The organism is Streptomyces sp. NPDC001492 (assembly GCF_053597275.1).
This window is the reverse complement of the sequence record NZ_JBSFHW010000015.1, coordinates 188,302-201,297: the sequence shown is the minus strand read 5'-3', so window position 1 is coordinate 201,297 and position 12,996 is coordinate 188,302. Positions and strand designations below refer to the sequence as shown.

6 protein-coding genes and 1 pseudogene are annotated in these 12,996 nt (G+C 68.2%); 5 read left to right on the top strand and 2 right to left on the bottom strand.

The genetic code is table 11. The features are described from left to right. The 5 genes and pseudogenes from ACWC1K_RS21155 to ACWC1K_RS21135 form a co-directional block, all read left to right on the top strand. The coding region (locus tag ACWC1K_RS21155; protein ID WP_450833295.1) for a non-ribosomal peptide synthetase at positions 1-3,830 on the top strand (3,830 nt) is incomplete at its 5' end. A gap of 96 nt (positions 3,831-3,926) precedes the next feature. After that, the gene (locus ACWC1K_RS21150; RefSeq protein WP_450833294.1) at positions 3,927-5,123 is read left to right on the top strand and encodes a cytochrome P450; all 1,197 of its coding nucleotides are present in this window, start codon (positions 3,927-3,929) and stop codon (positions 5,121-5,123) included. A 325-nt stretch (positions 5,124-5,448) separates the two neighbouring features. Further along, a pseudogene (locus tag ACWC1K_RS21145) lies at positions 5,449-5,739 on the top strand (transposase); the annotation flags it as partial. A gap of 60 nt (positions 5,740-5,799) precedes the next feature. Continuing rightward, positions 5,800-6,318 carry an NUDIX domain-containing protein gene (locus ACWC1K_RS21140; protein WP_450833292.1) on the top strand — a complete coding sequence of 173 codons (519 nt, stop codon included), beginning with the start codon at positions 5,800-5,802 and terminating at the stop codon, positions 6,316-6,318. Between the two features lie 112 nt (positions 6,319-6,430). Then, positions 6,431-7,363 carry a DDE-type integrase/transposase/recombinase gene (locus tag ACWC1K_RS21135; RefSeq protein ID WP_450833305.1) on the top strand — a complete coding sequence of 311 codons (933 nt, stop codon included), beginning with the start codon at positions 6,431-6,433 and terminating at the stop codon, positions 7,361-7,363. 299 nt (positions 7,364-7,662) lie between these two features. Here the strand turns inward: ACWC1K_RS21135 and katG are convergent, their stop codons facing one another. Then, entirely contained in the window at positions 7,663-9,852 is a 2,190-nt protein-coding gene (gene katG / locus ACWC1K_RS21130) for a catalase/peroxidase HPI (RefSeq protein ID WP_450833291.1), read from the bottom strand. Positions 9,853-10,114: 262 nt separating this feature from the next. Continuing rightward, a complete protein-coding gene (locus ACWC1K_RS21125; RefSeq protein WP_450833290.1) occupies positions 10,115-12,868 on the bottom strand; it encodes a SpoIIE family protein phosphatase in 2,754 nt (917 codons plus the stop codon). Between the last annotated feature and the right edge of the window lie 128 nt (positions 12,869-12,996).

Sequence of the window (12,996 nt, the reverse complement as noted above, 5' to 3'; positions counted from 1 at the left end):
ACGAGAGCCTGCGCACCATCTACGTCGAAGACGCCGACGGAACCCCCGCACAGCAGGTGCTCCCCGCCCCCGAGGCACTCCTCGACACTCCCGTGGTGGACGTGCCCGCCGAGCGCATCCCGGATGCCCTCGCTGAGGCGGCCGCTTACCGTTTCGATCTGTCCTCGGAGATCCCCCTACGCGCCCGCATCCTGCGCACCCGTCCCGACGAACACGTCCTCACCCTCGTGATCCACCACATCGCGACGGACGGCGGGTCGATGGCGCCGCTGATCCGAGAGCTCTCGGCGGCCTACGCCGCACGCCGTGAGGGGCAGGCACCTGAGTTCGCCGCGCTGCCCGTCCAGTACGCCGACTACACCCTGTGGCAGCGCGAACTACTCGGTGACGCGGCCGACCCGTCCAGTCTCCTGTCGCGCCAGTCCTACTACTGGCGGCAGGAGTTGGCGGACGTCCCCCAGCCGATCCAACTGCCCACCGATCGCCCCAGGCCCGAGCAGTCCAGCCACCGCGGCGATCTGATCGACTTCACAGTCGACGGTGAACTTCTGATCGCCGTGGAGAGGCTGGCGCAGTCGCGGGAGGCGACCGTCTCGATGGTCATGCAGTCGGCGCTCGCCGTACTGCTGCGCAAGCTCGGCGCGGGCGACGACATCACGATCGGCTCCCCGATCGCCGGCCGCACCGACGAGGCCCTGAACGACCTGATCGGCATCTTCGTCAACACCTGGGTGCTGCGGGCCGAGCTGGCAGACAATCCGACCTTCGCCGAGCTCGTGGGGCAGGTCCGGGGCAAGGCGCTGTCGGCGTACGAGAACCAGGACGTGCCGTTCGAGCGGCTCGTGGAGGTGCTCAACCCCGACCGCTCCACCGCCTACCACCCGCTGTTCCAGGTCATGTTCGCTTGGCAGAACGTCACCCGGGCGGCGCTCGAACTCCCCGGTGTGGAAGCGGAGTTCATGGGGGCGCGGATCGGTGTGTCGAAGTACGACCTGCTCTTCAACCTGACGGAGTCCACCGGTGCGGACGGGCGGAGGGTGGAGGGCCTGGTCGAGTACTCCACCGACCTCTTCGACCGCGAGACGGTCGAGCGGATTGCCGACCGGTTCGTGCGGGTGCTGCGGCAGTTGGTGGCCGACCCGACGCTGCCGGTCGATCAGGTCGACGTGGTGGACGCGGCCGAGAGGGAGCAGTTGGCGGCGTGGGCACGGGCCGGCGGGCCGGTCGATGCGGTGCTGGAGGCCACGCTGGCCGAGACCTTCGAGACACAGGCGGCCAAGAGGCCCCACAGCCCCGCGTTGACCTGCGACGAGACCATACTCGACTACGACGAGCTCAACGTGCGGGCGAACCGGCTCGCGCGGCTCCTCACAGGCCGTGGTGCCGGGCCCGGCCGGTTCGTGGCCGTCGCCCTGCCTCGCTCGGTCGACCTGGTCGTGACACTGCTCGCGGTCGTGAAGTCGGGGGCCGCGTACGTCCCGATCGATCCGGACAGCCCGGCCGACCGGATCGCGTACATCCTCGAGGACGCGGGTCCCGAGCTCCTTGTCACCACGGATGCCGTCGCCGACCGGCTACCGGAGAGCAGTGTGCCCCTCGTCTTGCTTGCCGAACCCGGGACGGAGGCGACGCTCGCGGCACTGCCGGGCCATGACCTCGACGCATCCGAGCGCACGGCACAGGCCGGCACCACAGACGCGGCGTATGTGATCTACACATCGGGCTCCACCGGCCGACCGAAGGGCGTGATAGTCACCCACCGGAACGTCCTCAGCCTCTTCACCGCCTGCCAGGGCCTGTTCGGCTTCCACGAGGACGACGTGTGGACCATGTTCCACTCGTACGCCTTCGACTTCTCGGTGTGGGAGCTGTGGGGGGCGCTGCTTCACGGCGGCCGCCTCGTGATGGTCCCGTACGAGGTGAGCCGCTCCCCCCAGGACTTCCTCGGACTGCTGGTACGTGAACGGGTCACCGTCCTCAACCAGACACCGTCCGCGTTCTACCAACTGATGCGCGCCGACCGGGAAGAGCCGGGCCTCGGCTGTCAACTGTCCCTGCGGTATGTGGTGTTCGGCGGCGAGGCGCTGGACCTGGCCCGGCTCGGCGACTGGTACGAGCGCCACGCCGAGGACGCGCCGACGCTGGTCAACATGTACGGAATCACCGAGACCACCGTGCACGTCAGCCATCTCGCACTGACCAGGCGGCTGGTGGCGGAGCACACGGGCAGCACCATCGGGATCGGTCTTCCCGGCCTGGAGGTCCACGTTCTGGACGAGGCGCGCAGGCCGGTTCCCACCGGGGTCGCGGGCGAAATATACGTGGCGGGCGGTCAGTTGGCCCGCGGCTACCTCAACCGTCCGGAACTGACGGCCGAACGCTTCGTCGACAACCCGTTCGGACCGCCCGGAAGCCGCCTGTACCGCTCCGGCGACCTGGCGCGCTGGCGACGGGACGGCCGACTGGAGTACCTGGGACGGGCGGACGACCAGATCAAGCTGCGTGGCTTCCGCATCGAACCGGGCGAGATCGAGGCGGCGCTGATCGGGCAGGAGGGCGTGGCGGAGGCACGGGTCCTGGTGCGCGCCGACGCCGTCGGAGACAGCGTGCTGACGGCATACGTGGTCCCGGCGTCCAAAGACACCGAAGTCACCCTCGAACCGGCCCTTCTCCGCGCCGCGTTGAAGAATCGGCTGCCCTCCTACATGGTGCCGACGGCCTATGTCCTCATCGACGCCATCCCTCTGACCACCAACGGAAAGCTGAACCGCAAGGCACTCCCCGCCCCCGTGCTCAGCACGGGCAGGGCCGCTGCGGTGGTACCGCCGGCCAACGCACGGGAGCGGCAGATCGTCGAGGCCTGGAGCCAGGTCCTGGGTATCCCCGAAGTCGGCGTCGACGACAACTTCTTCGACATCGGCGGTGACTCCTTCAAGGCCGTGACGCTCGCCCGTGCCATCGGCCAGGGGCTCTCCGTGATCGCGGTGTTCAAGAACCCGACGCCGCGGGCTCTCGCCGAGCACCTGGCCATGGCACCCGAGGACGGTGCCGCGCACCGCTGGCTGCACCGGCTGACCCCGGATCGAGCGGCGGGCGAGCATCCCCGGCACAGCCTGGTCTGCATCCCCTACGGCGGCGGCAGCGCCACCGTGTACCAGCCGCTGGCCGATCAGCTGCCGCCGGATGTCGACCTGTGGACCGTGGCCCTGCCAGGCCATGACCCGGTGCTGCCCGACCAGCCCGTGGTGGGCCGGGCCGAGTCCAAGGAGCGGCTGGTCGAGGAGATCGCCGCCTCGGTCGAGGGACCGTTCAGCCTGTACGGGCACTGTGCCGGCACCTTGCTGACGGTTCTGGTCGCCAGGGGGCTGGAGGACCGCGGCCTGATTCCGTCGGGAGTCCACCTGGGGGCGCCGTGGGACCTGGCGGCCTTTACGGAGAAGCTGACACCCGAGTCGCTCGAAGCCGCGCTCGACTCCAGCGACGAGGAGCTGCACCAGTTCCTGGTCTCGCTGGGCGGGTTCGACCGCGCCTTCGACGAACGGGATCTGCAGCACGTGCTCCGCGTCCTGCGCCACGACATGGGTGAGGGCATTCGGTTCTTGATCGACACGGCGGACCGGTGGAATCGGCTGCGCAGCCCCCTTCACGTGGTCATCGGCGACATGGACCCGGCCACGGACGGCGTCGCGAACGGCTACCGAGCCTGGGAGTACTACGCCCGGGAGGTGTCGCTGCAGGTCATTCCGGGCGGGGGCCACTATTTCGTGCAGCATCAGGCCGAACTCGTCGCCCGACTGATCTGCGACCGTCTGCCCAACCGCGGGGACTGACCTCCACCGGCTACCGGCAGGGCCCCGCCGGGCCGGACCGCGTCTCGCACGTACTCGACCGAGCAACGTGCTGCTCGTAACGAAAGGAACTGCCCGATGACCACCCTCTTCGACCGCTGGGGCATCCACCCCCACCACTTCTGGCTGCGCGGTCGACAGCCCGAGAGCCCCGTCGCCCTGGACGAGCGCACCTCGATGTGGAACGTCTACGGCTACGACGAGGTGCAGCAGATCCTCGCCGATCCGAAGGTGTTCTCATCCGGGACCGCGGACCTCCTGGCCGTCGAGGTCGACCCGGAGGTGATGGAGGGGAACCTCCTGCAGATGGATCCACCAGGCCACCGGAAGCTGCGGAATCTGGTGAGCAGCGCCTTCACCCCGAAAGTGGTGGCCGACCTCGAACCGAAGATCGTCAAGCTCACCCATGAGCTGCTCGACCAGGTGCAGGGACAGGAGCGGATCGAGCTGGTCGGCGACCTCGCCTACCCGCTGCCCGTCATCGTCATCGCCGAGCTGCTGGGCGTCCCCGCCTCCGACCGGGACCTGTTCCGGGGATGGGCGGAGCGGATGATGGAGGCCTCCATCGACGTCCTGAAGGCCGAGGGGGACGAGGAGCAGGAGCTCGCCCTCAAGGAGCAGATGGACAACATCGCGAAGCTCCGCGACTATCTGCGCGTACACGTCCTCGAACGCCGCAGGCATCCCCGCGAGGACCTGCTGACGAAACTCGTCGAGGCCCGGGTCGACGGAGAACGGCTCAGCGACAACGAGGTGGTGAACTTCGCCTACATCCTGCTGGTCGCCGGCCACATCACCACCACGCTGCTGATCGGCAACACCACGCTCTGCCTCGACGCCCACCCCGAGGAGCATGCCCTGCTGCGTGCCGACCGATCGCGCATTCCCGGCGTCCTCGACGAAACGCTGCGGTACCTCACCCCGTTCTCACTCGCCCTGCGCGCCACCACCACCGAGGTGGAACTCGCGGGACAGCGCATCCCGTCGGGCCGGATGGTCATGCTCTGGCTCTCGGCGGCCAACCGCGACCCGCGGCACTTCGAGCGCCCCGACGTGTTCGACCCGTCGCGTACGTCCAACTCGCACCTCGGCTTCGGCCGCGGTATCCACTTCTGTCTCGGGGCGCCGCTGGCCCGGCTGGAGGGCCGGATCGTCCTCGACATCCTCCTCGACCGGTTCCCTGTGCTGCGCACGGATCCCGCAACGCCCCCCACCTTCATGCAGGCCGACCACATGACCGGTGCAAGGAGCCTGCCGCTGCTCACCCGCGCGTGAGCACGGGGGCGGCGGCGCCTCACTCGCGGTGGCGCGCCGGCGAATCGCGAAGTCGACCACAGATCGGGGCCAGGACCACCGCAGGTCCTGGCCCCGATCTGATGCGTTGTCGCACCACTCGATGGTGGTGCCGATGAGGCTGGCGGCGACGATGCGCTTGAGGTTGCCGGATGGTGGTGGAGCGGTGGTTGCGGAGGCCATGTGCGCCACTTCCTCGTGCGCGGTGGGGACGGGTACGTGTTCGCACACCGTAGGAACGTGCAGGTCAGGGGCACATGTGGTGGAACGACATAGTTTCGGGGCGCGGTTATGCGTGGGGCCACACGCGTCCCGGGCCATCAAGGTGTTCGCCAAGCAGTACGGTGCGAAGTTCCCCAAGGCCGTCAAGAAGATCACCGACGACGGGGACGAGCTGCTGGCGTTCTACGAATTCCCCGCCGAGCACTGGAGCCACCTGCGCACCACGAACCCCATGGAGTCCACGTTCGCGACCGTCCGCCTGCGTACCAAGGTCACCAAAGGTGCCGGCTCCCGCGCGGCAGCCCTCGCGATGGTGTTCAAGCTCGTCGAGTCTGCCCAGACTCGCTGGCGGGATGTGAATGCACCTCACCTCGTCGAACGCCCCGACGAGGACCTCGTCCCCACAGCTGCTTGAACCGATCGCTGGAAGGGAACCATGAACGACATTGCTGGGAATGGCGCCTACTTCACCGCATTCATCAACGGTCAGGAATGCCGTGTTGCGTGGTATCCCCCTTCTGACCCGCCGTCGGGTACGCCACACGGCGCGGAGGCGGTGTGCGTCGCCGGCGATCGGATCGTCGTGGTCAGCCCGGATGGACAGCGATGGGGCCTGCCCGGCGGTCGCCCCGAGCGGCATGAGCAGTGGCTCGACACGATGCGCCGCGAGGTCAGTGAGGAAGCCTGCGCCGAGGTGATGGACTGCCGACTTCTCGGGTTCAGCCGGGGCGTCTGCGTGCGAGGCCCGGAGGAAGGGCTGGTGCTGGTCCGGTCGATGTGGCGAGCAGAGGTGCGTCTGGCTCCGTGGGACCCACGATTTGAGATGGCCCACCGCCGTCTTCTGCCAGCGGAGGAGGCATTCCAGTCCCTGGCCATCCCCGACGGCCTCGGCCCCTTCTATCGCCGACTGTTCGCCGAAGCCGCCATCTCCCACGCCAACATGGACGACCTCTGACCACCAGATCACTCATGCGACAAACGCACTGAAAGATCTTGATCCACAGATATTGACTATTCCTCCGCCCCTGGCCGGGCGCGTGGGCGTCGCCTTCTCCACCTGTGACGCGATGCTGAGGAACTTCAGAACTGCGTCCTTCAGCTCCGCGCGGTGCGCGGCTGATTCCTGCACTTCGAGCTGCCGGGTACTCGCTCGCGACACGAGGTACTGGCCAAAGAGCGACCCGGCGGCGCCGAGTGCGACACCGGCCAGAGACAACAGTGCTGGCCCCAAGGTTCCCCAAGATCCCATAGCTGGAGTCTCTCAACTCTCCGCAGCCGCCGTACCCATGAGGACTCACGACGGCTGGGGTGAATCTCGGGCTCCGTCACCAGATCTCCGACAGAGCCGAATTACATGGCAGCTGACACTGAAGAGGCACATCAGCCGCGTCCACACGAAGAAGGTCCGCACCACCACCCGGGATGACGGCCACGAGCGGGCTGTCGACCTGCTGCGACGCGACTTCACCGCGTCCCGCCCGAACGAGCGGTGGGTGGCCGACTTCACCTACGTGGCCACCTGGTCCGGGATTGTCTACGTCGCGTTCGTCGTCCACGTGTTCTCCCGGGCGATCGTCGGCTGGTCCACCTCCACCAGCAAGCGGGCCGAGCTCGTCCTCGACGTCTTGGACATGGCGCTGTGGCGTCGGGACCGTGCCGGAACTCCCGCTGGCCCGGGGCTGGTTCATCATCGGATGCGGGCAGTCAGTACACGTCTTTCGCGTTCACCGCCCACCTTCTCGAGGCCGCCATCGACGCCTCGATCGGCACCGTCGGGGACGCCCCGGACAACGCCCTCATGGAATCCCGGATCGGCCTCTGCTACTACGCTCAACACCAGCCCCAACCGGCGGTTGGAGTCAACGCATCGAGCCTCCGCCGATCCCGGAGCGGTTCATACCCCCACCCATGTGCTGCCCTCGGCCTTTCCGCGTGCCTCCGCAGGCGAGCATCGAGCCCGGGGACGGAGCTGTGACCTCATGGCGGTTGTCGCGCCGTGAACCTTGCCGTAGCTGCCTGTCGCGGTCCTTTCGTGCGCCCGGCTGCACCAGCACTGCGGGGGAAGCCGGATTGCCCTGAGGCTGCTCCTCCGTGGACTGACACCGACCCCGCCGGGAATGTTCTCTCCGTGCTCCAGAAGAACTGACCCGGCGGCCTCAAGGAACGGTCCGGATACCGCGTAGCGAGTGACGCCCCGGGGCGGCGGGCACGCGTTCTGCCGCTGGAGTGCGCGTGCCCACCGTGGGAGCGTCGCGGGGCTCTGTGCTCTCCGCGTCATCGCCCCGACCGGGACACCGGGTCAGGAGAGGTCGAACCGATCGAGGTTCATCACCTTGTCCCACGCGGCCACGAAGTCACGCACGAACTTCTCTCCCGCGTCCTGGCACGCGTAGACCTCCGAGACGGCCCGAAGCTGGGAGTTCGAACCGAGGATGAGGTCGACCGCGGTGGCGGTCCACTTGAGCTCGCCCGTGGCGCGGTCCCGGCCTTCGAACACGTTCTCGTCCGAAGTCGATGTCTGCCACTGAGTGCCCATGTCGAGCAGGTTGACGAAGAAGTCGTTGGTCAGTGTCTCCGGCCGGTGCGTGAAGACGCCGTGCGGGGATCGCTTGAAGCCGGTGTTCAGGACCCGCATGCCGCCGATCAGCACCGTCATCTCGGGAGCGGTCAGCGTCAGCAGGTTGGCGCGGTCCAGCAGGAGGGTCTCCGGCGACAACTTCTCTCCCGTACGGAGGTAGTTGCGGAATCCGTCGGCCCTGGGTTCGAGCACGGCGAACGACTCCACGTCGGTCTGTTCCTGCGAGGCGTCCGTGCGCCCCGGTGCGAACGGGACCGTGATGTCGTACCCGGCGTTCTTCGCGGCCTGCTCGACGGCCGCGCACCCGCCCAGGACGATCAGGTCGGCGAGCGAGACCTTCGTTCCGCCGGCATGCGAGAGGTTGAAGTCCTGCTGGATCTGCTCCAGCTTCTGCAACGCCTCGGCCACCTCGGGCAGGTGGTTGACCTCCCAGTCCCGCTGCGGTGCGAGCCGAAGCCGTGCCCCGTTGGCCCCGCCGCGCTTGTCGGTGCCGCGGAAGCTCGCCGCCGCCGCCCAAGCGGTGGTGACCAGCTGGGAGATGGACATTCCCGAGGCGACGATCCTGCTCTTGAGTGTGGCGATGTCCTCGTCTGTGACGAGTTCGTGATCGACCTCGGGGACGGGATCCTGCCACAGTTGCGGCTCGGGAACCCACGGGCCGAGGTAGCGCGCGACGGGTCCCATGTCGCGGTGCAGCAGCTTGTACCACGCTTTGGCGAACGCCTCCGCGAGCTTGTCCGGGTTCTCGTGGAAGCTCTTCGCGATCGGGCCGTAGACCGGATCCAGCTTCAGCGCGAGGTCTGTCGTCAGCATCATGGGAGCGTGCCTCTTCGACGGATCATGAGCGTCGGGAACCGTGTCCTTGGCCGAAGGGTCCGTAGGAGTCCACTGTTTGGCACCGGCGGGGCTCGTCGTCAGCTCCCAGTCGTACCGGAACAGGTTGTCCAGGTACCCGTTGTCCCACCTCGTCGGCTCGGTGGTCCATGCGCCCTCGAGCCCACTGGTGAGCGCGTCGGCGCCCTTGCCGCTGCCGTACGTGTTCCGCCAGCCGAGGCCTTGCTGCTCGACGGGGCAGGCCTCGGGTTCCGGACCGATGTACGCGGGATCGACGGCACCATGACACTTGCCGAAGGTGTGACCGCCGACGATGAGTGCGACCGTCTCCTCGTCGTTCATCGCCATGCGCCCGAATGTCTCGCGAACGTCCCGGGCGGCGGCGATCGGATCCGGGTTGCCGTTGGGCCCCTCCGGATTGACGTAGATCAGTCCCATCTGCACCGCACCGAAAGGCGTGGCGAGTTCCCGGTCACCGCTGTAACGCTCATCTCCGAGCCAGGTGTCCTCAGGCCCCCAGAAGATTTCCTCGGGCTCCCAGATATCCTCTCGCCCGAAGCCGAACCCGAACGTCTTGAACCCCATTGATTCCATCGCGCAGTTGCCGGCGAAAACCAGGAGGTCGGCCCAGGAGATTTTCCGGCCGTACTTCTGCTTGACCGGCCAGAGCAAACGGCGTGCCTTGTCGAGACTCGCGTTGTCCGGCCAGCTGTTGAGGGGGGCGAAGCGCTGAGCGCCGCTGCCGCCACCGCCCCGGCCGTCGGCGATCCGGTACGTGCCCGCCGCGTGCCAGCTCATCCGGATGAAGAGCGGCCCGTAGTGGCCGTAGTCGGCAGGCCACCAGTCCTGCGACGTCGTCATCACCTCGAAGACGTCCCGCTTCAGCGCGTCCAGGTCGAGGGCCGCGAACTCCTTCGCGTAGTCGAAGTCCTCGTCCATGGGATTGGAGCGGGACGAGTGCTGGTGGAGAATCTGAAGGTCCAGCTGATTCGGCCACCAGTCCCGGTTTGTCCTGGGCCGAGTCGGCGTGGGGGTCGGTGAGGGGATTGCTGGGTTCTCGCTTTCGCTGCCGGACACGTCCGTCCTTCTTTCTGTCTCCGTGTTTCCACGCACAATGCCGATGATGGTGATGGGTCGGCGTCCGTATGGTCGCGCACCGCACACCGCACCGCTACGAAACACGCAGAGCACCCCGCATGACAGACGCGCGACGAGCGGCTGCTTTCTGCTTCCCCGGACCTTTTGGCGCAAAGACCTTCTGGCGCAAACCGAATCCGGGTTCCCGGATATTCTGACCGCAAACCGTCGGAGAAATGGCCGGGAACTCACCCCGGCGCCCTCACGACGGAGTTCCCGGGCCGGCCGCCTCCTCGTCAGGGGGCGTCGCCACGTCGGCCGGTGCCGGGACGGGCTGCTGGACGGCCTTGGGCAGGGCCTGTTCGGCCCAGATCACCTTGCCCTGCGGGGTGTACCGGGTGCCCCAGCGCTCAGCCATCTGTGACACCAGGAACAGGCCCCGGCCGCCCTCGTCCGTGGTCGCGGCGTACCGCAGATGCGGTGAGGTGCTGCTGCCGTCGGACACCTCGCAGATCAGCGTGCGGTCGCGGATCAGCCGTACGTGAAACGGCTCGGCGCCATAGCGGATGGCGTTGGTGATGAGCTCACTCAGGACGAGCTCCGTGGTGAAGCCGAGTTCTGACAGGCCCCAGGCTTCGAGCTTCTCGGACACGGCGTCGCGCATCCCCGCGACCGCCGCCGGGTCCGGCGGTACATCCCAGTCGGCGATCCGGTCGGGCGGCAGTTCCCGCGTGCGGGCGACCAGCAGGGCGACGTCGTCCTTGGGGCGCTCGGGGAGCAAGCTGTCCAGCACGTCCTGGCAGGTCTCCTCGGGCGGCCGTCCGGGGTGGCCCGTCAGCGCATCGCGCAGCAGTTCCATTCCCAGATCCAGGTCGCGCCTGCGGTCCTCGATGAGGCCGTCGGTGTACAGGACGAGCTGGGTTCCCTCCGCGAGGCACAGCTCCGCGGTCCGGAACGGCATGCCGCCGAGGCCGAGGGGCGGGCCGGCCGGCACGTCCGGGAAGGTGACGGTTCCGTCGGGCTGGACCAGTGCGGGCGCCAGATGCCCCGCACGCGCCGTGATGTAGCTGCGCGTCACGGGGTCGTAGATCCCGTACAGGCAGGTGGCACCCACGAGGCCCGCGGCACTCTCGGCCGCCTCGTTCTGGTCGATGCGGCCGACCAGGTCGTCCAGATGGCTCAGCAGCTCGTCGGGCGGCAGATCGAGGGCGGAGAAGTTGTGCACCGCGGTCCGCAGTCGACCCATCGTGGCGGCGGCGTGGAGGCCGTGGCCGACCACATCGCCCACGGTCAGCGCCACCCGGCTCCCCGGCAGGGGAATGACGTCGAACCAGTCTCCGCCCACGCCCGACTGGGCGGGGAGGTAGCGGTAGGCGATGTCGAGGGCGCTCTGCTCGGGCACGGCCTGGGGGAGCAGGCTGCGTTGGAGGGTGACTGCCAGGGCGTGCTCGCGGGTGTAGCGGCGGGCGTTGTCGATGCTTATCGCGGCACGGGCCACCAGTTCCTCCGCCAGCGACAGGTCCTCCTCGTCGAAGGGCTGACGTGGTCGCGCGCGCCAGAAGTTGGCCATGCCCAGCACGACGCCGCTGGCCTGGATGGGGGCGCTGATGAGGGAATGGATGCCGTAGCCGATGATCGCCTTGGCACGCCCCGGGTCCTGCACGCGCCAGCCCGTGGCCGTCGGCAGATCGCTCACCAGCTGGGAGCGGCCGCTGCCGTAACCGCGCGCCTGGGGCGTGGAGGGAAGGTAGTCGAAAAGCCGCCCCTGTTCCGAGAGCGGATGGTCGTCCCGGATGCCGCGCACGGCAGCGCGTCGCATGTCCTTCGCCGTGGGCGCCGGCTCCTCGCCGTGCAGGACGGCGTCGGCCAGGTCCACAGTGACGAAGTCCGCGAAGCGGGCAACGGGGACGCGCGCCAACTCGTCGGCGGTGCGCATCACGTCCAGCGTGGTACCGATGTGGAGTCCGGCGTCGTACAGCAGCCTGAGCCGTTCCCGCGCCACATCTGCCCTGCCGGTCACCGCCTGCAGTTCGGTGGTGTCGCGCAGCGTCACCACCGTCCCTTTGGGGCCGCCCTCGCGATCCGTGGGCCGCTGGTTGACCGCGAGCAGCCGATCTCCGGCGAGGTGCACCTCGTCAGTCGCCTCGTGTCCGGAGGTGAGAAGCGCCTTCGTTTCGGGATCGAGGCCCGGCAGATCCGAGACAAGCCGTCCCTCGACGTCCGGGGGCAGCTCCAGCAGTCGTCTGGCTTCGTCGTTCGCCAGCATCAGCCGCCCGTCGGCAGCCACGATCAGCACCCCTTCCTTGACGGAGTGGAGCACCGTGTCGTGGTGCTCGTACATCAAGGTCATCTCGTCCGGGGCCAGGCTGTGTGTCTGCCGTCGCAGCCGTCGGCCCACCAGGACCGTCACACCGGTGGACAACGCGAGCGCCCCGGCCCCTGCCCCCAGGATGATCGGTAGTTGGCGGTCCACCTGACTTTCGACGTTCTTGACCTTCATCCCGGCCGAGACGAGGGCCACCACGTCGCTGTCGGCGTTCTTGATCGGGACCGTGGCCTGCACCTCGCGACCGAGCGGGCCCTTGACGCTCTCCACGTAGACCTTCCCCGCCAGCGACGGTCCGATCTTGCCCACAAACCGCTTTCCGATGCGGTCCGGCAAGGGGTGCGTGTACCGGATGCCCTTGGTGTCCATGACCACGATGAAGTCGACGCCGGTGGCCCGGCGCGCCGCCTCGGTGAGCGGCTGGAGAATTTTGCTCGGCTCCGGGGCCTGCAGTGCCGCCAGGATGCCTGGTGAGTGTGCGAACGTCTGCGCGACGGCCATGGAGCGGCGCTTGGCCTCGGCGCTGGTGTCCCGCTCCGACTGCAGGACAAGGGCAAAGACGCCGGCGGCTACGAGCAGCACCACCAGGGCCACCTGGAAAACCAGCACCTGCCCGGCCACGCTTCGCGTGCCCTTGCTGATCAGCCCCTTCGCCGAGAGGCGCCGAAAACGGGCGAAACGACTCGCCATGCGACCTTTCTAACACCGGTGATCCCAAGTGGCCAGGCCTGCCTGTCCTGCCCTTGCTCGGCTGACTTCGGGTGTCTGTGTGGTCATGCGCGGTAGGGGCCGGTCCTCCGGGCGGGGCACGCCCCCCC

Excerpts from the sequence above, each read along its gene's own strand:
- ACWC1K_RS21150 (WP_450833294.1), top strand. The coding sequence starts at position 3,927 with ATGACCACCCTCTTCGACCGCTGGGGCATCCACCCCCACCACTTCTGG.
- ACWC1K_RS21140 (WP_450833292.1), top strand. The coding sequence starts at position 5,800 with ATGAACGACATTGCTGGGAATGGCGCCTACTTCACCGCATTCATCAAC.
- ACWC1K_RS21135 (WP_450833305.1), top strand. The coding sequence starts at position 6,431 with ATGCTGAGGAACTTCAGAACTGCGTCCTTCAGCTCCGCGCGGTGCGCG.
- ACWC1K_RS21125 (WP_450833290.1), bottom strand. The coding sequence starts at position 12,868 with ATGGCGAGTCGTTTCGCCCGTTTTCGGCGCCTCTCGGCGAAGGGGCTG.